The 22,542-nt window shown below is 70.4% G+C and carries 23 protein-coding genes and 1 tRNA gene; 22 read left to right on the forward strand and 2 right to left on the reverse strand.

Annotated elements, in window-relative coordinates; translation table 11 throughout:
* Window positions 1-118: 118 nt before the first annotated feature.
* From D7X74_RS22805 to D7X74_RS22910, 22 genes are all read left to right on the forward strand, one after another.
* Window positions 119-475, forward strand: a complete 357-nt coding sequence (locus D7X74_RS22805; RefSeq protein WP_233602209.1) for a DUF5129 domain-containing protein — start codon at window positions 119-121, stop codon at window positions 473-475.
* Window positions 472-975, forward strand: coding sequence for a hypothetical protein (locus D7X74_RS22810; RefSeq protein WP_233602210.1), 504 nt, complete (start codon window positions 472-474; stop codon window positions 973-975). The genes D7X74_RS22805 and D7X74_RS22810 overlap by 4 nt, the downstream gene beginning before the upstream one ends.
* 130 nt (window positions 976-1,105) lie before the next feature.
* A complete protein-coding gene (locus tag D7X74_RS22815) occupies window positions 1,106-1,786 on the forward strand; it encodes a response regulator (protein WP_120535106.1) in 681 nt (226 codons plus the stop codon).
* Between the two features lie 10 nt (window positions 1,787-1,796).
* Window positions 1,797-3,152: a cell wall metabolism sensor histidine kinase WalK gene (locus D7X74_RS22820; RefSeq protein WP_120535107.1), complete on the forward strand. Its 1,356-nt coding sequence runs from the start codon at window positions 1,797-1,799 to the stop codon at window positions 3,150-3,152.
* Window positions 3,153-3,165: 13 nt separating this feature from the next.
* Complete coding sequence (locus D7X74_RS22825) at window positions 3,166-4,119, forward strand: metallophosphoesterase (protein WP_120535108.1); 954 nt, start codon at window positions 3,166-3,168, stop codon at window positions 4,117-4,119.
* A gap of 188 nt (window positions 4,120-4,307) precedes the next feature.
* Window positions 4,308-5,906: a S1C family serine protease gene (locus D7X74_RS22830; protein WP_120535109.1), complete on the forward strand. Its 1,599-nt coding sequence runs from the start codon at window positions 4,308-4,310 to the stop codon at window positions 5,904-5,906.
* Window positions 5,907-6,010: 104 nt separating this feature from the next.
* Complete coding sequence (locus D7X74_RS22835) at window positions 6,011-7,774, forward strand: chloride channel protein (RefSeq protein WP_120535110.1); 1,764 nt, start codon at window positions 6,011-6,013, stop codon at window positions 7,772-7,774.
* Window positions 7,775-8,023 (forward strand): hypothetical protein, encoded by a 249-nt coding sequence (locus tag D7X74_RS22840; protein WP_120535111.1) that lies wholly within the window; start codon window positions 7,775-7,777, stop codon window positions 8,021-8,023.
* Window positions 8,024-8,113: 90 nt separating this feature from the next.
* Entirely contained in the window at window positions 8,114-8,977 is an 864-nt protein-coding gene (locus tag D7X74_RS22845; RefSeq protein ID WP_120535112.1) for a sulfite exporter TauE/SafE family protein, read from the forward strand.
* On the forward strand, window positions 8,974-9,432 hold the full coding sequence (locus D7X74_RS22850; protein WP_120535113.1) for a DUF1634 domain-containing protein: 459 nt from the start codon (window positions 8,974-8,976) through the stop codon (window positions 9,430-9,432). The genes D7X74_RS22845 and D7X74_RS22850 overlap by 4 nt, the downstream gene beginning before the upstream one ends.
* A gap of 81 nt (window positions 9,433-9,513) precedes the next feature.
* Window positions 9,514-9,993: a histidine phosphatase family protein gene (locus D7X74_RS22855; protein WP_120535114.1), complete on the forward strand. Its 480-nt coding sequence runs from the start codon at window positions 9,514-9,516 to the stop codon at window positions 9,991-9,993.
* A 106-nt stretch (window positions 9,994-10,099) separates the two neighbouring features.
* The gene (locus D7X74_RS22860) at window positions 10,100-10,789 is read left to right on the forward strand and encodes a response regulator (RefSeq protein ID WP_120535115.1); all 690 of its coding nucleotides are present in this window, start codon (window positions 10,100-10,102) and stop codon (window positions 10,787-10,789) included.
* Between the two features lie 140 nt (window positions 10,790-10,929).
* On the forward strand, window positions 10,930-11,754 hold the full coding sequence (locus D7X74_RS22865; protein WP_120535116.1) for a phosphate ABC transporter substrate-binding protein: 825 nt from the start codon (window positions 10,930-10,932) through the stop codon (window positions 11,752-11,754).
* 58 nt (window positions 11,755-11,812) lie between these two features.
* Window positions 11,813-12,808 (forward strand): phosphate ABC transporter permease subunit PstC, encoded by a 996-nt coding sequence (gene pstC / locus D7X74_RS22870; protein ID WP_199732848.1) that lies wholly within the window; start codon window positions 11,813-11,815, stop codon window positions 12,806-12,808.
* Window positions 12,805-13,716, forward strand: a complete 912-nt coding sequence (gene pstA, locus D7X74_RS22875; protein WP_120535117.1) for a phosphate ABC transporter permease PstA — start codon at window positions 12,805-12,807, stop codon at window positions 13,714-13,716. Before pstC ends, pstA begins: the two co-directional genes overlap by 4 nt.
* Before the next feature lie 41 nt (window positions 13,717-13,757).
* Entirely contained in the window at window positions 13,758-14,501 is a 744-nt protein-coding gene (gene pstB, locus D7X74_RS22880; protein WP_233595733.1) for a phosphate ABC transporter ATP-binding protein PstB, read from the forward strand.
* 32 nt (window positions 14,502-14,533) lie between these two features.
* Window positions 14,534-15,220 carry a phosphate signaling complex protein PhoU gene (gene phoU, locus D7X74_RS22885; RefSeq protein WP_120535119.1) on the forward strand — a complete coding sequence of 229 codons (687 nt, stop codon included), beginning with the start codon at window positions 14,534-14,536 and terminating at the stop codon, window positions 15,218-15,220.
* A gap of 93 nt (window positions 15,221-15,313) precedes the next feature.
* Window positions 15,314-16,495, forward strand: a complete 1,182-nt coding sequence (locus D7X74_RS22890) for a glycosyltransferase (protein WP_120535120.1) — start codon at window positions 15,314-15,316, stop codon at window positions 16,493-16,495.
* Between the two features lie 79 nt (window positions 16,496-16,574).
* Window positions 16,575-17,408 (forward strand): metallophosphoesterase, encoded by an 834-nt coding sequence (locus tag D7X74_RS22895; protein ID WP_233602211.1) that lies wholly within the window; start codon window positions 16,575-16,577, stop codon window positions 17,406-17,408.
* A gap of 95 nt (window positions 17,409-17,503) precedes the next feature.
* Window positions 17,504-17,887 carry a response regulator gene (locus D7X74_RS22900; RefSeq protein ID WP_233595729.1) on the forward strand — a complete coding sequence of 128 codons (384 nt, stop codon included), beginning with the start codon at window positions 17,504-17,506 and terminating at the stop codon, window positions 17,885-17,887.
* A gap of 81 nt (window positions 17,888-17,968) precedes the next feature.
* Entirely contained in the window at window positions 17,969-19,252 is a 1,284-nt protein-coding gene (locus tag D7X74_RS22905) for a hemolysin family protein (RefSeq protein ID WP_120535123.1), read from the forward strand.
* Between the two features lie 231 nt (window positions 19,253-19,483).
* Window positions 19,484-20,581 (forward strand): glycosyltransferase family 4 protein, encoded by a 1,098-nt coding sequence (locus D7X74_RS22910; RefSeq protein WP_120535124.1) that lies wholly within the window; start codon window positions 19,484-19,486, stop codon window positions 20,579-20,581.
* Between the two features lie 24 nt (window positions 20,582-20,605).
* On the opposite strand, the gene D7X74_RS22915 is transcribed toward D7X74_RS22910, so the two are convergent.
* Both D7X74_RS22915 and D7X74_RS22920 read right to left on the reverse strand, forming a co-directional pair.
* Window positions 20,606-22,093, reverse strand: a complete 1,488-nt coding sequence (locus D7X74_RS22915) for an ELWxxDGT repeat protein (protein ID WP_120535125.1) — start codon at window positions 22,091-22,093, stop codon at window positions 20,606-20,608.
* Window positions 22,094-22,277: 184 nt separating this feature from the next.
* A tRNA-Arg gene (locus D7X74_RS22920) sits at window positions 22,278-22,351 on the reverse strand.
* Between the last annotated feature and the right edge of the window lie 191 nt (window positions 22,352-22,542).

The following is a 22,542-nucleotide window of genomic DNA, read 5'->3' on the forward strand; positions in this document are numbered from 1 at the left end:
GGTGACCAGGAAGCGCACGCCCTTCTGCCGCGCGACGGGCTGGAAGGTGAGGGCCAGCCCTTCCACGAAGCGCTGGAGGGGCACGGGCTCCGGCTGCACCTCCACCTTGCCCGCCTCGATGCGCGACCGTTCCCAGCCGGAGCAGTACCGCGCCGTGCTGCCCTCCTATGAGCTGCCCGTGGAGAGCACCGCCTATGAGGTGGAGTACTACTTCGAGGTCGTGGACGTGGCGCAGCGCCGCCTGGCCGGACGCGGGGACCCGTTCCATCCCCTCCTCTTCCAGGTGGCGTCCCGCAACGCCCCCGCCGCCACGCTGACGGAGGGCCAGGGCCGCCCCTGGTACAAGAGTCCCTGGGTCTGGGTGGCCGTGGGCGCGGTGGCCATTGGCGGCACCGCGGGCGTGGTGGCCCTCACCTCCTCCGAGGACCGGGGCCGGGTTCCCATCACCATCCGCGTGGAGGACGCCATTCCATGAGACGCCGGGGAAGCCTGTGCCTGCTGCTCACCTGGGGCGCCGTGCTCGCGGGCTGCGGGCCGGAGGCCGCTCCGGACGCCATGCCGGTGGGCCTGGAAGTCACGCTGAGCCGTGCCGTCGCCAGTCAGGTGGGCGCCTATCAGGTGGCCGTGCTGAAGGACGGCGCGAAGCGCAACTGCACGGAGCTGCAGCGCACCTGCCTCTCCGCGCAGGTGGAGTCGGGCGCGCTGCTGGAGCTGGAGGACGCGGACGGCAAGTCGGGGCGCACGCTGCGCTTTGCCTCGGCGCCCGGGGGCGCGGCGATGGAGCTGGCCGTGGACGTGCCGGTGGGGCGCGACTACGCGCTCGTCATCGAGGCCCTGTCGGCCGACACGCCGACCCGCTTCCTGGGCAGCTCCTGCAACTACCTGCGCGAGGTGAACGCGGGCCGCAACGCGGCGCTGGTGGCGGCGCCCATCGAGCTGACCGAACAGGCGTGTGATCCGGTGTTCCCGCGCTGAAGCGCCCTGCCCCTTCAAGGGGGAGGCGGGCAGGCATGGCGCGTGGATGTCACATGGTTGTCCCGAGCGGGCCGGAACGAATCTGTTACGGGACGCCACGCATTCCATCCCCTTCGCGGGAGCAACCTTCATGGCGCGCATCCTCATCATCGAGGACGAGCAGGACCTGGCCGGACTCGTCGACTACAACCTCCGCGCGGCGGGCTTCGAGACCGACACGGCGAACACCGGCGCGGGGGGCCTTGCCCGCGCCCGGGCGCAACCTCCGGACCTGGTGCTGTTGGACCTGATGCTGCCCGACGTGGCGGGCGGCGAAGTCTTGCGCATGCTCAAGAACGACCCGGAGCTGAAGAAGGCCGCGGTCGTCATCGTCAGCGCCAAGGGCCAGGAGGCCGACCGCATCCAGGGCCTGGAATTGGGCGCGGACGACTACGTGGTGAAGCCCTTCTCCGTGCGCGAGCTGCTCCTGCGCGTGAAGGCCGTGCTGCGCCGCGCGGACGCGGAGGAAGGCCCCGCCGCGGTGCTGGGCGCGGGCGACATCAGCCTGGACACGTCGCGCCACCAGGTGCGCGTCAAGGGCGAGGAGGTGGTGCTCACCGCGCTGGAGTTCCGCCTGCTGCGCACCCTGTTGGAGCGCATGGACCGGGTGCAGACGCGCGAGGTGCTGCTCTCCGACGTCTGGGGCATCCAGGCGGAGATCCACACCCGCACCGTGGACACGCACATCAAGCGGCTGCGCGAGAAGTTGGGGCCCGCGGGCGACATCATCGAGACCGTGCGCGGCGTGGGCTACAAGCTCAGCCCTCCCTGAACCGCCCGCCATGCCCCTGCGCTCCACGCTCCTGGCCCTGCTGGTCCCCGCCCTGCTGGTGAGCACGCTGCTCGTGCTGTTCGGCCAGCCCACCGGCGCGCTCGCCGCCGGCCTCGTCACCCTGGCGGGCTCCGCGCTCGCGCTGGGCACCAGCCGCGTGGCGATGGAACGCCAGCTGCGCGCCCTGACCCAGAAGACGCAGTCCCTGGCCGAAGGCGTGATGTTCCCCGCCGGCGTGGAACGCACCGACGACCTGGCGCAGCTGGAAGACGCCATCGACACGCTGGATGACCGGCTGTCCACGCAGAACGCGGCGCTCAACCAGGAGGCGCGCACCCTCACCGCCGTGCTGGACGGCATGGCCGAGGGCCTGTGGGTGACGGACGCGGAGGGCACCGTGGTGCGCCACAACGACGCGCTCGCGGAGATGCTCCGGCCCGCGCAGGGCGCCATCGTAGGGCAGCGGCCGCTCGCGCTGATCCGCAACGAGGCCCTCAACGACGCGGTGGCCCGCGCCTGCCAGGAGGGGGCATCCACGCGGCTGGAGCTGACGCTCGAGGGCCTGTTCTCCCGCACGCTGGCCGTGCGCGTGACGCCCGTGGGACGCGACCTGCCCGGCAGCGCCGCCGTCTTCCACGACGTCACCGAGCTGCGAAGGCTGGAGAAGGTCCGCAAGGACTTCGTGGCCAACGTCTCCCACGAGCTGCGCACCCCCATCACCGCCATCCGGGGCTATGCCGAAACGCTCCAGGGCGGCGCGCTCAATGACGCCCAGGTCGCCCCCCGGATGGTGGAGATCATCCACCGCCAGTCCGAACGCCTCTCCGAACTGGTGGAGGACCTGCTGGAGCTGTCCCGCCTGGAGGCGCGCGAGATGACCTTCCAGCGCACCGAGGTGCCGCTCGCGCTGGCCGTCTCCCGCGCCGCAGAGGGCGTGCGTCCCAAGGCCGAGGGCAAGAACCAGCAGATTGGCCTGCACATCCCTCCGCAGCTGGTGGCCCTGGGGGATGGGCGGGCCATCGAGCAGGTGCTCCTCAACCTGCTCGACAACGCGGTGAAGTACACGCCCGCCGGTGGACGGGTGGACGTGGACGGAGCGTATGAGGGCGGCCGGTGCGTGGTGCGGGTGCGCGACACAGGCGTGGGAATCGAGCCCAAGCATCTTTCCCGGATTTTCGAGCGATTCTACCGGGTGGACAAGGGCCGAAGCCGGGACATGGGGGGCACGGGGCTGGGCCTTTCCATCGTGAAGCACCTGATGGGCGCGATGGACGGCGAGGTGAAGGTGGAGAGCCAGCCGAACGCGGGCAGCACCTTCGTCATTTTTCTACCCTCGGCGGCTGGCCCGACGGCGGCGACGGGCTAGGATGGGGGCGGCCATGCGGGTCGCCATCCTCGCGGACATTCACGGAAACCTTCCGGCCTGCGAGGCCGTGCTGGACGACATCACCAAATCGGTGGCGCCGGATTACATCGTCGCGGCCGGAGACCTGGCCCTGCGCGGCGCCCATCCGCGCGAGACGGTGGAGCTGCTCTTCAGCCGCTGCAACGCGCTCATCATGGGCAACACCGACGCGTACCTCGCCGGCAACTACCTGGGCGGCGCGTACCGCGAACGCGACCACTGGAAGACGGAGCTGCTGCGCTGGACGCGCGACCAGCTGGGCGACACGCTGTTGCAGCAGCTGGGGCAGATGCCCTTCTCGCTGCGCTACACGCCGCGCAAGGGGCAGGACCTGTTCATCTGCCACGCCAACCCGCGCAACCTGGAAGAGTCGTTGGACCCCACGCTGGACGACCACGCCGTGCGCCGCTTCTTCACGCACCTGGACGCGGCCGCGTGCGCCTTCGGCCACCTGCACTTCCCCTACCGTCGGCGCGTGGGCCGGATGCTCATCGCGGACGTGGCCAGCGCCGGCATCCCGCGCGACGGCGACCTGCGGCCCGCCTACGGCGTCTTCACCTTCACCCCCAAGGGTTGGCGCGTGCAGATCCGCCGCGTGCGCTACCCGGTGCGCAAGGCCACCCAGGCCCTCACCGCGCGCCGCGTGCCCGGCGGGCCGCTGCTCATCCACAAGCTCGTGGAGGCGCGCTACCGCCACCACAACGCCCTGATGGAGGCCGCGCGGCGGCACTCGGGGCTGCCTCCTCCGGGGCCCGTGCTGCGGCCGCCTCCGGGTGCCGCGGGCTCCGCGCGGCCCACGGTCGCCGCGCCCTTCGAGAACCACCCGCCCACGGAAGTCGATCCGTCCACGCTGCCCACGGACATGGACGGCACGGTGACGGGCGCGGCGCCGCTGCCGCTCGACGCGCTCAACGACCTGGACGGGTGAGCGTTGCGCCCACCGGGTGCGTGCGCGTGGAGCGGCCCGTCCGGGAATGGACACGCGCGCCGTCGCTTCTGACGGACAGCGGGCTTTTTCCCCCGTGAATTCCGCCGTGTGCCCCGCACGCACAGGTGCATACGGGCGCCGGGAGCCTTAGCAACAAAGAGGCGACGACACTCACAGCGGGAGGGGCCATGGTCTGGTGGACGGTCGGACTGTCGGTGGTGGCGGTATCCCTGGCCACGGCGGGTGCGCAGCCGCCTCCCGCCGAACCGCCGCAGGTCCAGTCCCAGCCCCAGGTCAGCACGCCCGAGCCCGCGCCCTTCTGCGAGGGCGAATACGCGGACAGCTACAGCGCGTTGTCCGCCCAGGCCCGCGCCTTCGAGCAGTCGGTGAAGAAGAAGTACACGTACTGCGTGCGCAGCACCGCCGTGTACGAGTGCCTGTCCTACGGGGCGGAGGGCAACGTGCGGCGCACGCGCACGTCGGTGTCCGCGCACGGCACCGCGTTCGCGTACCGGCAGCAGGCCGGGGAGACGCTGCTGCTCACCAACGAGCACGTCGTGGAGTGGCCGGACGTCACCAGCGACGCGCACGCCGTGGAGAATGTGCCCTCCGGCTGCAAGCGCGTGAAGGACGCCTTAAGCATCGTGGAGAACGAGGCGGACGCGTACGACCGCGATGACATCCCACTGTCCAAGGCGGTGGTGGATCCGCAGTTGGACCTGGCCGTCATCAAGTCGAAGACGCCGCTGACGGTGCTGCCGTGGAAGGTGGGCCGCAGCGCGGGCGTGCGCGAGCGCGACGTGGTGGACGTGCGCGGCTTCCCCCTGGGCGTCTTCAACGCCACCAACATGGGCAAGGTCATCTCCGCCTACGACCGCGACGAGTACAAGGAGTGGTACCACGACGACTTCGTCATCGACGCGCTCCTGTCGCAGGGCAACTCGGGGTCGCCCGTGCTCGCCATCTCCTGCAAGACGGGCGAGTTCGAGCTCGTCGGCGTCTACCACGCGGGCTACTCGCGAGGCAGCGCGCTCAACGTGGTGGTGGGCATCGACCAGGCGCGCGACCTGATGAACAACCTGCGCCGGACGCCCAAGCGCGCCGAGGCCAATCCACCGCTGGATGCGCTGGCCCGCGCGCGCATGACGAAGCGCGCGGAGGTGTCCGCCACGCCCTTCTTCCCCTTCGGCTCGCGCACCGCGGCGGTGTTCCCTCGCGCGGATGGCACCCTGCTCTTCGCGCTGTACAGCCAGGACTTCCCGCGCCGCGTGCATCCGCTCGTCGTGCTGGAGGACCTGCCCGTGGCCTCCGTGGAGGAGGGCTTCGGGCGCGCGGGCCGCGTCTGGTTCGGCGGAGAGCGCGGACTGCTCGAACGCACGCGCGCGGAGCAGGACGCGGAGCTCCAGCAGCAGCTTGCCCGCCTCCTGGATGCGCTGCGCCGGGACGCGACGCTCGCGTTCTCCTACCAGGACTCCCTGCCCGCTTCGGACGAGTCCCGGCAGACCTTCGACACGTCGGCCCGGCTCAGCAAGACGCTGGAGCGCACCATCGTCGCGCACCGCGACCTGAGTGACGCCGCCGCGGAGCTGGCGGACCGCTTCGCGCCGGACGTCACCGAGTCAGCGACCCGGACCGAATCCGTGCTGAAGAATCCACCTGCGGGCATCCACCTGGGCCTCGCGGCCGAACCGGCGGGGGGCACGCCGACGCCACCGGCTCCTGGCCGGGACTCCGGAGCACGGCGGCCCGCGAGCAGCCCGACGGGAAGACCCGCTTCGAGCAAGTAACCCTCCCGTCCACCTGACGGCCGGACGGGCGATGCCCTGGAGACAGCACACCGTTTCCGGGGAAGGCCGTCCGAGCGTCCCTGCATTGGACAAGTGTGGAGGCCATGCCCGAACCCGCAGCCGGAGCAGTCCACCCTGACTTGAGGACGGGGGCGCCGTCGCCCTGGCTGCGGCGGATCCTCCGGGGGCTGCTGGGGCAGGAGCGACGGTTCTGGGTCCTGGTGGTGGGTGTGGGCCTCATCTCTGGCCTGGGCGCGGTGGCGCTCCTCGCCGTGCTGCGCTTCACCCAGCACCTGTTCTGGCAGAGCAACTCCGAGCACTTCCTCGAGGGCGCGCTCGCGTCCCCGGGCTGGCGTCGGTTCCTGGTGCCGATGCTTGGCGGAGCGCTGGTGACGCTGGTGTCCCTGCTGGTGGGACAGCCCCTGCGAGGCCATGGCACCGCGGGCATCATCGAGTCCATCTGGGTGAAGTCCGGACGGCTGCCCTTCCCGCGCGCGCTGCTGCGGGGCTTCGTCTCCATCATCGCGGTGGCGCTGGGGGCGCCGCTGGGCCGCGAAGGCGCCCTCCTCCAGACGGGTGCGGCCAGCGGTTCGGCGCTGTCCGGCTGGCTGCGGTTGGGGCCGGGGCAGGCGCGCGTCCTGGTGGCGTGCGGCGCTTCGGCGGGCATCGCGTCCGCGTACAACGTGCCCATCGGCGCGGCCCTCTTCGGGCTGGAGGTGCTGCTGGGCAGCTTCGCGCTGGAGCTCTTCGGCCCCATCGTCGTCTCGTGCGTGGTGGCGACGCTCGTGTCGCGCACGCTCATCGCGGATCATCCCAGCTACGTCATCCCCCACTACGCGCTCATCCACCCGCGCGAGCTGCTGCTGGCCCTCATGCTGGGCGTGCTCGTGGGCGGGGCCTCCGCGCTCTACGTCCGGGGCATCAACCTCACCTCGGACCTGTTGGATCGCCTGCCGGTGTGGCTCGCGCCCTTCATGCCGCTCGTAGCGATGACGCTGGTGGGCATCACCGCGCTCGCGGGGCCGTACCTCATGGGCAACGGCTATGACTCCGTGAACATGGCCCTGCACGGGACGCTGCCGCTCACGCTGCTCCTGCTGCTGCCCCTGGCGAAGCTGGCGGTGACGTCGCTGTGCGCGGGCGCGGGCGTGCCGGGCGGGCTCTTCACCCCCTCCCTCTTCTTCGGCGCGCTCCTGGGGGGCGCGTTCGGGATGATGGTGGAGCGGGTGCTTCCGGGTGGAGCGCCCAGCGGTGCGTACGCGCTCTTGGGCATGGGCGCGGTGCTGGCCGGCACCACGCACGCCTCGGTGTCCGCCGTGCTGATGATCTTCGAGATGACCGGCGACTACGACCTCATCCTCCCGCTGATGCTCGCCGCGGTGGTGGCCGCCGTCGTCAGCCGCCGCCTGGAGCCGGAGTCGCTCTACACCTCCGTGCTGGTGAAGCGCGACGTGCGCGTGCCCGCGTCCGTGCCGCACTGGCTGCGCGAGGAGGGCGTGCGCTCGATGCTCTCTCCGGTGACGCAGCGGGTGCCGCCCTCCGCGCCCTTCGACGAGGTGGTGGTGCTGCTGCTGGAGCAGCCACCCGGCGCGGACCTCTACGTCACCGACGCGGAGGGGCGCCTGCTGGGCGTCATCACCCTGGATGCGCTCAAGGGCCACCTGCCGGACCACTCCCTGCTCCAGGCCACCGTGGCCGCGGACGTGATGGACTCCGGCGTGCAGCCCATCACCCCGGACCTGTCCCTCTCCGAGGTGGCCGCGCGGTTCGGGCAGACGTCGCTGGAGCACCTGCCCGTGGTGGACGGAGGCCGGCACCTGCTGGGTGCGCTCTCCAAGGGCGACCTGCTCAAGCGGGGGCGCTTCTAGATGGAGCCCCGGGCCCGGGCGTGGAGCATCGTCGCGATGAGCCTGCTGTGCCTCGTGCTCACCTACGTGCTGCTGCGCTCCCCGCCCCCTCCCAGACACCCCGAAGAACCCACGCCCGAGGAAGCGCCGACCCGGGGCAATCCGTACCGGGGCTGGCCCCTGTTCCAGGGATGGCCCGTCCCCCAACCTCCGGACGCGAAGCCGGACGCGAAGCCCGGGGCCCCGTCGGAACACCCGCCGAAGCGCTGACGACCCACCCTGTCACCCCGGGGCGGATGCGGGCAGGCAACCAGACGGGCTCCGAGTGAACCGCTTGCATGCGGGGAGCGCGGGAGGAAGATGGCCGCCGTCTTGGACGCCACGCCCTTCAACTTCGTCGCCATCGTGTTGCTGGTGTCCATGGGCGCGGGCCTCCTGGGTTCGCTGCTGGGGTTGGGCGGAGGGCTGATCCTCATCCCCGTCCTCACGCTCGTGCTGAAGGTGGACATCCGCTACGCGGTGGGGGCCTCCATCGTGTCCGTCATCGCCACCTCCAGCGGCGCGGCGGCGGCCTACGTGCGCGACGGCCTGGCCAACCTGCGCGTGGCCATGTTCCTGGAGCTGGCCACCGTGGCCGGCGCCGTCACGGGCGCGATGCTCGCGGGCGTGGTGAGCGGCCGCGCGCTGTACTTCCTCTTCGGCGCGGTGATGGCGTACTCGGCGCTCGCGATGCTGCGCAAGCTGCGCGAGGACGGCTCGCCGCGCGTGGAGCCTCCACCGGACATGCTCGCGGACCGGCTGGCCCTGCATGGCAGCTACTACGACGCGTCCACCGAACAACTGGTGGCGTACCGCGTCCACCGCCCCCTCACCGGCCTGGGGCTCATGTACGTGGCGGGCACGGTGAGTGGCCTGTTGGGCATCGGCTCCGGCGCGCTGAAGGTGCCGGCCATGGACCTGGCGATGGGGCTGCCCATCAAGGTGTCCACCGCCACCAGCAACTTCATGATCGGCGTGACGGCGGCGGCCAGCGCGGGCATCTACTTCGCGCGAGGCGACATCGACCCGTTCATCGCCGGGCCCGTCTGCGTGGGCGTCACGGTGGGCGCGTTCACCGGCTCGCGCTACCTCACGAAGCTCAAGAGCGGCTCGCTGCGCATGCTCTTCGTCGCCGTCCTGCTGTGGGTGTCCTTCGAGATGCTGGCCAAGGGAGTTCGCGGATGAGCCCGCAGGTCCCCGAACCCCGTGCTCCCGAGGAGCTCCCCGCCGCGGCGGTCCACCCCGTGGCCCTCCCGGAGACGGTGCCGCTCACGCCGGAGCTGCTCATCAGCCAGTTGCTGCGCGGCGGCGTGCTCTTGAGCCTGTCGCTCGTCACGTGCGGCATGGTGATGACGTTCTTCCGCCACCCGGACTACTTCTCGTCGCCGGACGCGCTCCAGCGCCTCACCTCGCCGGACTCCGCGCCCCACCGGCTGTCGGACGTCTTCGAGGGCGTGATGGCCGTGCGCGGACAGTCCTTCGTGATGGCGGGCCTGCTGGTGATGATCACCGTGCCCGTGCTGCGCGTGGCGCTGTCGCTGAGCATCTTCCGCGCGCAGCGGGACCGCGCCTACGCCGCCATCACCACCGGCGTGCTCGCGCTGCTGCTGCTCGCGTTCCTGCTGGGCGGCGTGGAGTAGTCCACACCCCGAAGCCCTGGCCTGACGCGGTTCGCTCATTCGTCACACACGCGGGCGGGGAACGCCCTACAACCCGCGCCCATGGCCGACCACGAACTGCCCCTCCTGCTCGTGCGCCACGCCGTGGCCGAGGACTCCCACGTCCTGGGCGACGAGGCCCGCGCGCTCACCCCCAAGGGCCGCGCCGCCTTCCGGCAACACGCGCGCAAGATTGCCCGCCTCACCCCGCTCATGGGCATCCTCACCAGCCCCCTGGTGCGCGCGGTGCAGACCGCGGAGCTGCTCGCGGAGGCCCTCTGCCTGTCGCACGTGGAGATCCACCCCGCCCTCGTCCCCATGAAGGGCGCGGCCCACCACGTGCTGAAGCTGGCGCGCGAGGTGGGTCCGGGCTGGGCGCTGGTGGGACACAACCCCTCCCTGGAGCGCGCCGCCGAGCTCGCGCTGGGCCACGCCCTGCCGGACAAGCTGCGAAAGGGCTGCGCGGTCGCCCTGCGAGCCGATGGGCGCGAGTTCTCCCTGCAATGGCTGGCCGCGCCGGGACGCTCCCTCCGGCGCCCATGACCCACCCTCCCGGGGCACGGGGGTTCGAGCCCCGTGACGGACGTGACGCAGTTGTTGCCGGCGCGTCACGCCCGCGCGAAGGGACGAGCGCACAGTACGCCGCGCCATGTCCCACGTTCTCATCGTCGACGACGAGCGCGACCTCGCCGAGCTCATCGACTTCAACCTGCGCGGCGCCGGCTTCTCCACGCGCCTGGCCTTCACCGGGGAGGCGGCGCTGGCAGCCGCCCGCGAGCAGTCCCCGGACGTGGTGCTGCTGGACCTGATGCTGCCGGACCTGTCCGGCATCGAGGTCTGCCGCCACCTGCGCGCCAACTCGCAGCTGCGTGACGTGCTCATCGTCATGCTCACCGCCAAGAGCGAGGAGGCGGACCGCATCCGCGGCTTCGAGGTCGGCGCGGACGACTACGTCGTCAAGCCCTTCTCCGTGCGCGAGCTGGTGCTGCGGCTCAAGGCCATCCTCCGGCGCTCCGCCGCCCCCAAGGAGAGCGTCCCGCCCCTGGCCCTGGGGCCGCTGCGCCTGGACGTCACCGCGCACCGCTTCTACGTGGAGGGCCAGGAGACGTCCCTCACCGCGCTGGAGTTCCGCCTGATGGAGCACCTGATGGCGCGGCTGGGCCGGGTGCAGTCGCGCGAGCAGCTGCTGGAGGAGGTCTGGGGCCTGTCCAGCTCCCTGGAGACGCGCACCATCGACACGCACGTGATGCGCCTGCGCGACAAGCTGGGCAACGCGCGCGCCCTCTTGGAAACGGTGCGCGGCGTGGGCTACCGCATCGTGGACCCCACCGCCGGATAGCGTCCGTCACCCATTTGTCACGCAAGGGCCGTCAAGCGGCCACATCCGCCCCGTAGATCGTCACGCGTTCACGACACGGGATCCGACGACCGCGCCCCCTTGTTCACCCACCAGTGGTCCTCCACAAGGAGACTCACCCCATGAAGAAGACCCTGCTCTCAAGCCTCGTCGCCTTCGGCCTGACCGTCCTCCCGCTCGCCGCCCAGGCGGGCACCGTGACGGTGAAGGGCTCGGACACCATGGTCATCCTGGTCCAGCGCTGGGCCGAGGCGTTCATGAAGAAGAACCCGTCCATGAAGATCCAGGTGACGGGCGGCGGCTCCGGCACGGGCCTGGCGGCCCTGCAGAACGGCACCACCGACATCGCCATGTCCAGCCGCGAGATGAAGAAGGCGGAGGAGGACAAGCTCAAGGCCACCGCCAAGGCGGAGCCCACGGGGCTGGCCGTGGCCCGCGACGGCGTCACCTTCTACGTCAACGAAACCAACAAGCTGGACGCGCTCACGGTGGAGCAGCTCCGGGACATCTACCTGGGGGACACCACGTCGTGGAAGGCCGTGGGCGGCGCGGATGCCCCCATCGTCCTGTACTCGCGGGAGAACTCCTCCGGCACCTACGTCTTCGTGAAGGAGACCGTGCTCGCCGGTGAGGACTTCGCCTCCGCCGCGCAGACGCTCCCGGGCACGGCCGCGGTCGTCAACGCGGTGGCCAAGGAGAAGAACGGCATCGGCTACGGCGGCGCCGCGTTCGCCAAGGGCATCAAGGAGCTGAAGGTGAAGAAGGGCAACGAGGCCTTCGCCCCTTCGGCGGAGAACGTGAAGAGCGGCAAGTACCCGCTGTCGCGCGACCTGTTCTTCTACCTGCGCAACAAGCCCGCCGGCGACGTGAAGGCGTTCATCGACTTCACGCTGTCCGCGGAAGGCCAGGCCATCGTCACCCAGGTCGGCTACTTCCCTGTGAAGTAGTGGCCGTCACACGATTGTCACCCGGCGCGAGGGCTCCATGTTGGATAGACAGGCGGTCATGCAGGAGCAGGACCTCGCGCCCCCGGTGGCGCTGCCCATGCTGTCGCCCGAGGCCCGGCGACGGCAGCTGAAGGAGAAGCTCATCGCCTGGACCATCACGGCGGTGGCCTTCACGGGCATCGCCGCGCTGGTGCTCATCCTCGTCTTCGTGGCGAAGGAGGCGCTGTCGCTCGTCACCGACACGGCGGCGCGCGAGGAGGCAAGCTTCTCCAAGATGTTCCTGCCCCAGCTGGTGCGGAAGGGAAAGCCGCTGGCCTACGTGTGGCAGCCCGTGTCCGGCGTGCCCAAGGTCAGCATGATTCCGCTGTTCATCGGCACGCTGAAGACGACGGCCGTGTCCATGCTGGTGGCCGTCCCCCTGGGCATCTTCGGCGCGCTGTTCGCCGCGGAGTTCGCGCCCCGCCGCCTGCGCGAAGTCCTCAAGCCCACCATTGAACTCCTGGCCGGCATCCCTTCCGTGGTGCTGGGCTTCTTCGCCCTGATGGTGATGGCCTCCTTCCTCCAGGAGACCTTCGGCTTCACGTCCCGGCTCAACGCGGTGGTGGCGGGCCTGGGGCTGGCGCTGGCCATCGTGCCGGTCATCTTCACGGTGACGGAGGACGCGCTCACCGCCGTGCCGCGCAGCTACCGCGAGGCTTCCCTGGCCCTGGGCGCCACGCCCTGGGAGACGGCGTGGAAGGTGGTGCTCCCGGCGGCGGCGCCCGGCATCCTCGCGGCGTGCGTGCTGGGCTTCGGGCGCGCCATCGGTGAGACGATGATCGTCCTCATGGCCTCCGGCAACGCGGCGATCACGTCCGCGAACCTGGGCGACTCCGTGCGCTCGCTGTCGGCCACCATCGCCGCGGAGATGGGCGAGGTGGTGGTGGGCAGCCCCCACTACGCGCTGCTCTTCTTCATTGGCGTGGAGCTGTTCCTCTTCACCTTCGTGCTCAACATGCTGGCCGGCATCTGGACGAAGAAGGTCATCCAGCGGCTCAAGGGAGGTGCCGGGTGAAGCACGCCACGCGCCGTGTGGTGGGCCTGTCGCTCGTGTCGCTCACGGGGCTGGCCGCATTCGTCATCGTGGCGATGCTGGCCCTCATCCTCCTGGATGTGGTGAAGGGCGGCGCCAGCCACATCTCCTGGAAGTTCCTCACCGAGTCCCCCACCGACGGGATGATGGGCGGCGGCATCTTCCCCGCCCTCTTCGGCACCGCGGCGCTCACGCTCCTGATGACGCTGGCGGTGATGCCGGTGGGCGTGCTGACGGCGGTGTACCTGCACGAGTACGCGCCGCCGGACGGGAAGCTCGCCCGCGCGGTGCGCGTGGCGGTGGCGAACCTGGCGGGCGTGCCCTCCATCGTGTTCGGCCTCTTCGGCCTGGGCTTCTTCATCCTCTTCGTGGGCAAGGGCCTGGACCGCGCCCTGGGCTACGAGGAGCTGCACTGGGCGCAGCCGGGCATCCTCTGGGCGTCGCTCACGCTGGCGGTGCTCACGCTGCCCGTCGTCATCGTGTCCACGGAAGAAGCGCTGCGCGCCGTGCCGTTGGACCACCGCACCGCGAGCCTCGCGCTGGGCGCCACGCAGTCGCAGACGCTGGCGCGGGTGGTTCTACCGGGCGCGCTGCCGGGCATCCTCACCGGCGCGGTGCTGGCCATCAGCCGGGGCGCGGGCGAGGTGGCCCCCATCCTCTTCACCGGCGCGGCCTACTTCCTGCCGGACCTTCCCTCCAGCCTCAACTCGCAGTTCATGCACCTGGGCTACCACACGTACGTGCTGGCCACGCAGTCACCGGACGTGGAGGCCACCCGCCCCCTGCTGTACGCCACGGTGATGGTGCTCCTGCTGCTCACCTTCGCCCTGAACCTCGTCGCGGTCCTCATCCGCACGCGCACGCGCCGCAAGGCCGCGAGCGGGCACTGACCCACACCATGCCCCCTACCCCCGCCACCCCGCGCAACAAGATGGAGTCCCGGGACCTCACCCTGCGCTACGGCAGCAAGGTGGCCATCAAGCAGGTCAGCCTGGCCATCCCCGAGCACAAGGTCACGGCGCTCATCGGCCCTTCCGGCTGCGGCAAGTCCACCTTCCTGCGCTCGCTCAACCGGATGAACGACCTCATCGCGGGCGCGAACCACGAAGGCACGGTGTTCCTGGACGGCCGCAGCATCCATGATCGCACGCTGGACGTGGTGGACCTGCGCCGGCGCGTGGGCATGGTCTTCCAGAAGTCCAACCCGTTCCCCAAGTCCATCTTCGAGAACGTCGCCTACGGCCTGCGCGTGGGCGGCCTCAAGGACAAGGCGAAGCTCGCCGCGCGCGTGGAGAAGTCCCTGCGCGGCGCCGCCCTCTGGGACGAGGTGAAGGACCGGCTGGATGAGAGCGCCCTGGGCCTGTCCGGCGGCCAGCAGCAGCGCCTGTGCATCGCGCGCGCGCTGGCGGTGGAGCCGGAGGTGCTGCTGATGGACGAGCCCGCGTCGGCCCTGGACCCCATCGCCACGGCGAAGATTGAAGAGCTCATCCACGAGCTCAAGGCCACGTACACCATCGCCATCGTCACCCACAACATGCAGCAGGCCGCGCGGGTGAGTGACCGGACCGCTTTCTTCTACATGGGCGAATTGGTGGAGTGCGGCCCCACGGAGCGGATCTTCACCAACCCCCAAGAGAAGCGCACCGAGGACTACGTCACCGGGAAGTTCGGCTGAAAAGCACGCGCGAAGGAAAGCAACGAAACGACATGGCGGCCACGCACACCGACAAGGCATTCGAGCAGGACCTGCGCAACCTGCGCGAGAAGCTGCTCGCCATGGGGGCCAAGGTGGAGGCCCTCGTCGCGCAGAGCGTCCGCGCCCTCACCGACCGGGACTCGGCCCTGGCGGAGAAGGTGGTGGGCGCCGACCGTGAGGTGAACCGGCTGGAGGTCGACATCGACGACCTGTGCCGCCGCATCCTCGCCCTGCGCCAGCCGGCCGCCAGCGACCTGCGCCTCATCACCACCGCGCTGAAGATCGTCACCGACCTGGAGCGCATCGGAGACCTGGCGGTGAACATCGCCGAGCGCGCCATGGACCTGAACCAGGTGCCCCCGCTGGCGCCCTACGTGGACACGCCGAAGCTGGCGGACCTGGCGCAGCAGCAGGTGAAGAAGGCCCTGGACGCGTTCGTGTCCGGCGACGCGGCCAAGGCGGAGGAGGTCCTCAAGGGCGATGACCTGCTGGATGCCCTCTTCCTGAAGATCTTCAACGAGCTGCTGGCGTACATGATGGAGGACTCGCGCAACATCCGCCGCGCCACGGCGCTGATGTTCATCGCCAAGCACCTGGAGCGCGTGGGCGACCATGCGCTCAACGTGGCGGAGATGGTCATCTACATGGTGCGCGGCAAGGACGTGCGCCACCCGAAGAGCCGCGAGCTGCCCGAGTAGACGTTCGCGGTTCACGGCGGTGTCACGGCGAGTTGGCCGTCCCGCCGTCCCGCCGCCCCGGCCCCGCCTTGTGGGCTGCGTAGGGTGGCGGACATGCTCATCGCCTCCAGCCTCCTCCTGGCAGCGTCCGTCGTGGGCCTCCTGGCCCTGGTCCTCCAGGCGCTGTTCGTGCGCCGCCACCGCCGCGAGCCTCCGGCGGTCACCTCCCGCGCCCCGGGCCTGTCCATCCTCAAGCCGCTGTGCGGCGTGGACGATGACCTGGCGGCGAACCTGGAGCAGTTCGCGCGCCTGGACTACCCGCACTACGAAGTCCTCCTGGGCGTGAAGGACGTGCGAGATCCGGCCTGGGCGGTGGCGAAGGCGGCCCAGGCGAAGTGGCCCCACGTCATGAAGGTGGTGCTCCAGGAAGGCGAGCCCGGCCTCAACCCGAAGGTGAACCAGCTGGTGACGCTGTCGTCGGAGGCGAAGCACGACCTCTGGGTGGTGAGCGACAGCAACACCCGCGTGGGCGAAGGCTACCTGGAGGAGATCGCCGCCGCGTTCGAGGACCCCACGGTGGGCTGCGTGACGCACCCGGTGGCGGGCCTGGGAGAGCAGACCTTCGGCTCGCTCCTGGACAACCTGCACCTGTCCTCCAGCGCGGCGGCGGGGATGATCGCCGCGAAGCACCTGGCGGACCGGGACATCGTGGTGGGCAAGTCCATGGCGCTGCGCCGCGAGGACGTGGAGTCGCTGGGCGGCTTCTTCTCCGTGAAGGATGTGCTGGCGGAGGACTACGTCATTGGCCAGTGGGTGACGCGCAAGCTGGGCAAGCGCGTGGTGCTGGCCCGCTCCCCTGTCTTCAACGTGTCGCTGCGCAAGAGCGTGGACGCCTTCTTCCAGCGCTACCTGCGCTGGAGCGTCATCCACCGCACAGCGGTATCGCCCACGACGTACGTGGCACAGGCGCTGCTCAACCCGGTGCCGCTCGCGGTGCTGGGCGCGCTGCTGCACCCGTCAGCGCTGACGGGACTGGCTGCGCTGGGGGTGATGCTGGGCAAGGTCTGGGTGGACGTGGCGGTGTTCCGCGCGCTGCGGCCCCAGCCGGTGGGATGGCGCGCGGCGCCAGCGGTGCTGGTGAAGGACGCGCTCCTGTTCGCCGCGTGGTGGCACGGTGCGTTCAGGCGCACGGTGGACTGGCGCGGCACGCGGTTGCGCGTGGTGTCAGGCACGCGCCTGGTGCCGCTGCGTGCGCGGACAAGCGAGGCGTGGATCACCAGCAACGGGGTGGGTTGAACGCTCGGGGCCCAACTTTTCGAAATCCTTCGTGCTCCGACCCTCGCCGCGCCTGCAACCGATGCCTATTTCCTTGAACATGCCCTCCTTGAAGCTGGCCCACCTCTCGGATCTCCATCTGGACATGAGCCGCGAGAGCGATGCGTCGGCGGCCTCATTGGTGAAGGCACTGGCGACCCAGGACGTGGATCACGTGGTGGTGACGGGTGACCTCACGCACCGCGGCTCCAATGCCGAGTTCCAGCGCTTCCGCGAACACTTCGCCCCGTGGATGGACAGCGGGCGCCTGACCTTCATCCCCGGCAACCACGACCGTCCAGGAGAGGACGTGGGCAGCCGGTTCATGGAGGGTCGCAAGGTCCACACCGTGGAGAAGGCAGGCCTCTTCATGGTCTGTGTGGATTCCACCGGTGACCACAATCGGAACTATTTCTCCAGCCATGGGGAACTGACGGAGGACGTGGTGGCCCAGGTGGAGGACGCCCTGTCCGCCGCGCCGCCGCGGACGCTGGTCGCGGTGCTCCTGCATCACCACGTGATGCCGCTGCCGCTGGAGAGCTTCCCGGAGTGGATCGCGACGAAGGTGGGCCTGCCGCACGCCTCTGAACTGGCGCTGGGCAAGAAGCTGCTGGAGCGCGTGGGCGGCAGGTGCGACCTGGTGCTGCACGGCCACCGGCACATCCCGCATGAGCTGGACCTGGGCAGCCCCGGCGAGCGTCCACTGCGCGTCTTCAACTCAGGCAGCAGCACGGACCTGGGCCGCTTCCGCGTCTTCAGTCACATGGCCGGCCGGCTGGTGGAAGAGCCGGCGTGGTGCCAGGCGGCGGAGCCGGCGAAGCCGCGCACGGCGGTCCACAACGTGAGGCCCGCGCTGCAGTACCTGGTGGGCCAGCTGGGCATGGCGCTGTTCTAGGGGCTGGCTGCCTGCCTGCTCCATCAGGAGTTGGGACACAACTGTCGCGAATGCCAGTGGGCCCCCGGGAGGTTGTCCTCAGGTCAGGAGGATGCTTGGGGCGACTCGCGGTGAATGACGGAGCGCGGAAGGTCCTGGTCGTGGATGACGACGCGGACTGGCGGGAGTTTCTCCGGGTGAGCCTGGAGGACCTCGGCTATGAGACCACCGAGGCTGCGGATGGCCAGGAAGCGCTGGACTCGCTCAAGCGAGGGGAGCGCTTCGGGGTCATGCTGTTGGATTTGAACATGCCGGGCATGAGCGGCCTGGAGGTGGTGGAGAAGCTGCCGAGGGTGTCGACGAACCCTCGCATCGTCTTCCTGACCTCGGCGGCGGCCCAGGATGTGGGCAGCGCACTCATGTCGGGTCCCCACTACTACCTGCCCAAGGGTGCGAGCCGCGACCAATTGTCGCTCCTCCTCCAATCCCTGGGGGTGTAGGACAGGAGGCGTCCTCCGCCGCGGGTCCGGGCGGACACAGCCAGGAGGTCCGCCATCGTCACGGAGCTCGTCATCATCCTGCTGCTGGTCCTCGCCAACGGCGTCTTCGCGGGCGCCGAGCTGGGCCTGCTGTCCGTGCGCAAGACGCGGCTGAAGGAGCTGCTGGAGCAGGGCAGCAAGTCCGCGAAGGCGGTGTCGGCGCTCCGGGACGACCCCGAGCGGCTGCTCGCCACGGTGCAGATCGGCATCACGGTGATTGGCTCCACGGCGGCGGCCTTCGGCGGCGCGAGCATCGCGCAGCGGCTGGGCGGCGTGCTGGAGGGCATGGGCGTGCCGTCGGTGACGGCGCACCAGGTGTCCTTCGCGCTGGTGGTGGCGCTGGTGTCGTACCTGTCGCTGGTGCTGGGGGAGCTGGTGCCCAAGTCCCTGGCGCTGCGCTACTCCGAACAGTACGCGCTGACGCTGGGCCGCCCGCTCAAGGCGCTCGCGTGGGTGATGCGGCCGCTGGTGTGGTTCCTCACGGCCAGCTCCAACGTGGTGCTGAAGCTGTTCGGGGACAAGACGAACTTCACCGAGTCGCGGCTGTCTCCGGACGAGTTGCAGCAACTGGTGGAGGAGGCGTCGAAGCAGGGCACGTTGGATCCGCGCGCGGGGGAGATTGCGTCGCGGGCCTTCGAGCTGGGGGACCTGACGCTGGGCGAGGTGATGGTGACGCGCGAGCACGTCATCGCGCTGCGGCGGCACGCGAAGCCGGACGAGATCCGTCAGGTGCTGCTGGAGCACGGCCACTCGCGGATGCCGGTGTACGAGGGCACGTTGGACAACGTGGTCGGCTACATCGTGGCCAAGGACCTGTTGGGGGTGGCCTGGGAGGGGCACCTCATCGTGCTGGAGGACGTGCTGCGCCCGCCCCTGTTCCTGGTGGAGTCCATGCGCGCCATCGCGGCGATGAAGGAGATGCAGCGCCGCCGGATGCAGCTCGCGGTGGTGGTGGACGAGCACGGCGGCGTGGTGGGGCTGGTGACGGTGGAGGACCTGGTGGAGGAGCTCGTCGGGGAGATCCTCAGTGAGTCGGAGATTCCCGAGGAGCGCGTGCGCCGCGAGGGCCCGACGCAGGCCGTGGTGCAGGGCGAGGCGAGCCTGCGCGAGGTGAACCGCGCCCTGGGCCTGGAGCTGGAGGAGAGCGAGGACTACTCCACCGTCGCGGGCCTGTGCATCGCGCTGGCGGGAGGCGCGATTCCCGAGCCCGGCGCGAAGCTGCCGATGCCGGACGGCACGGTGCTGGAGGTGATGGAGGCATCGCCGCGCCGGGTGCGCGAGGTGCGCTTCCACCTGCCGGTGCCCCCGGTGCAGCCGGAGGCCTGAGCCCCGGCCTCCGAAGTCCCGCCAGTCCACCGTCAACCCCGTCCCCGGGGCTGTGCGCTCCGTGCACCAGGCGCCATGCGTACGACCCGCGCGTGAGAATCCGGACGTGGCAGGGCGTGCCTGGCTGGCCATGACGCGCGGGGCCTCCCTAGACAGGGGACGCCCTGCGCCCTTTCGCGCGCGGCGTCCACGGGCGGAAAAGCGCCCTGCACCGGAAGGAGGGCGAAGCAGATGTCCGCACCAGCCCCCCGCATCGCGTTCGCCATCGAGACGACACTCGGCAATTCGGTCTTCCTCCAGAACCTCCAGCGGGCAATGGCTCGGCGCAATGACATCACCCCGGTGTGGCTGCCCATCGACGAGCACGTGGACGACGTGTGGGAACAGCTCCCGCTGGTGCGCTCCCGGCTGTCCATGAGGGGCGGACTGAGGACGCGCTCCGCATTGCAACGGGCCCTGGCACAGGAGCCGGTCGATGCGTCGGTCGTGCACACGCAGCGGATGGCGCACCTGGCCCATGACTTCATGCGCCGCGTGCCCAGCGTGATTTCGACGGACGCCACGCCCAGCGGACTGGAGGACTACCTCCGCTACTACGGGATGCGCTCCCAGCATTCCGGCTGGCTGGGACGGGCGAAGAACCTGCTGCACCGCCGCACGTACGCCCTCGCCAAGGGCATGCTGTCCTTCTCGGAGTTCACCAAGCGCTCCCTCGTGGAGGAGTACGGCGTGCCCGAAGCGCGGGTCCACGTCGTGTGGCCCAGCGTCGACACCACCCTGTGGCGCCCGGATCCGGCGCAGCGTCCGCGCGACGGCGTGGTGCGCCTGCTCTTCGTGGGCGGGGACCTGGGCCGCAAGGGCGGCGAGTTCCTGCTGCGGTGGGCCCGGGAGACGCGCCAGCGGAACTGGCAGCTCGACGTGGTGACGTCCTCCGCCTTCGAGGCACCGCCCGGGGTCCGCGTCCACGTGGGCGTCCAGCCCAACTCACCGGACCTGATTGGCCTCGCGCAGGCAGCGGACCTCTTCGTGCTGCCGACGCTGGCGGACATGTCGTCCTGGGCCATCGCCGAGGCGAAGTCCGCGGGCCTCGCGGTGGTGACCACACCGGCCGGCGGCGTGGGTGAGCTGGTGCGCGATGGCGTGGACGGGCGCATCGTGCCGGTGGGCGACTACGAGGCGCTCGCGAACGCCCTGGACGCGTTGGTCGCGGATCCGAATGCGTTGGAGGCCATGGGGCGCGAGTCCCGCCGGATGGCCAAGGAGCACATGGACCTGGATGCCACCTGCTCCCGGATGCTCGCCTTCATCCGCCACGTCACGGGCGTCTGAGGGCCCGCGCCCGCCGGGCTTCGCCTACCGACGGAGCCCCACCGCGAGGCAGGCCTCCGGTGGCCGGAAGGACAGCGCCCACAGCTCGCGGCCCGTGACGCCATCGTTCGCCGCGAAGAAGAGATCCCACCCCGAGCGCACGAACACCCCCGGCGAGGACGACGCCGGGCCCGGAGCGATTTCGACCAGCGGGGTCATGGTGAGGAGGAACTCGTCGAACATCCACGGCTCGCGCCCGCGGCCCGTCGTGTTCGCGCTGAAGAACAGCCGCGTCCCATGGCCCGCCAGCCCTTCCGGCGCGGCGCCGACAGCCCCCGGCTCCAGGTCGCTCGCCATCACGGTGGAGAAGCCATCGCTGCGCCACAGCTCGCGGCCGTGCACCCCGTTGTCCGCCGTGAAGAAGAGGCGATTCTGGAAGACGGTCAGCTCGCGCGGCTCCGAGCCCTGCGCACCCGGCCGGAGGTCCCGGACGAGCTTCGTGCCCTCCGTCGTGCCGTCGCTGCGCCACAGCTCGTCGCCCTGGTAGTCCGGAGGGTCGTACGCACCCGGTCCGGAGGCGAAGTAGAGCCGCCCTCCGAAGGCGACCAGGTCATGGGGCTTGGCGGGGAACTCGCGCAGCTTTCGCGTGCCCGCGACCGTGCCGTCCGTCACGTGGAGCCCCCACTCCGGCTCGTCGTTGTTCTGGAGGAAGAAGAGCCGGCTGCCCACCGCGACCATCGCGCCGAAGGAGTTGTCTTCGGGAGCATCATCCAACCGAACGAGCCCGCCAGGCGTGCCATCCGTTCTCACCAGGTAGAGGCGGTCCAGGGAGGGCCCATGGACGTAGTAGCCGACGTAGAGGAAGGTTCCCGCCACGGCCAGTGTGTACGTCGACCCCTGCGTGCCCGGCGGGAGGAGGCCCGTCACCCGCGTCGTCTGGGCGGTGGTGCCATCGCTGCGCCACAGCTCGCGCCCGTGCACGCCGTCGTCCGCGGTGAAGTACAGCTTCCCCGCGTACACCGTCAGGTTCTCCGGCGCCGAGCCCAGCGCCCCCGGTCGGATGTCCCGCACCCGCAGCGTCCCGGCGGACGTCCCGTCCGTCTTCCACAGCTCGCGGCCCACCACCCCGTCATCCGCGACGAAGAAGACCGTGCTCCCCAGCACGGTGAAGCCCGAGGGGTTCGAGCCTGGCGCTCCCGCCCGGAGATCCTTCGCCAGCTTCGTGCCGGAGCGCTCGCCCGTGCTGAACCAGGGCTCACGCCCCGTCACGCCGTCGTCGGCGGAGAAGACGAGCACGTTGGTGCCACGCACCAGCTCTCCCGGGCTCGAACCGGGCATCCCCGGGCGGATGTCCCTCACGCGCTCCGCCAGGTCGCTGCAGGGCACCCAGGGATCCGCGGACGCATGGACCGCCGGGGCCACGGACGCCGTGGGTCCCGCCTCATCCTCCAGCGCGACGCCCCCGCATCCCCCGAGCGCCAGCACCGACACAGCGGCCCCCAGCAGGGACTGCCTCCGCCCTCGTTCACCCATGGCCCTGCTCCTCGTGTACGGACCGTGGCCTTCGTGGCCGGGACCGGGCGAGAAGGTGGCGGGAGCGTCGAGCGGAACAACCCGTGCTCGGGTCGGACGCGAGCGTCCGCGACGGCTGCGGGCCCGAACGGAAAAAGGCCCGGAATCAGTGGGTTTCCCCAATGATTCCGGGCCTTTGTTTCTGCGCGCGATGCAGGATTCGAACCTGCGGCCTTTGGCTCCGGAGGCCAACGCTCTATCCAGCTGAGCTAATCGCGCAGGACTGACTTCCGGTGTGGGAGGAGTAACCGAAGTCCCAGAACGACGCAAGCACGCAATCCGGAGGCAGCGGAGGACCGTCGCGGAGCGGGCAGCGCTGAGCACTCCTTCACAGATGGGCCCTCCCACGGACGCCAGGTCCGGGCGCGATGCACTAAACCCGGCCCCATGAACCGCGCTCCCCTGCTGTC

The organism is Corallococcus sp. CA047B (assembly GCF_003612065.1).
Classification (GTDB): domain Bacteria; phylum Myxococcota; class Myxococcia; order Myxococcales; family Myxococcaceae; genus Corallococcus; species Corallococcus praedator.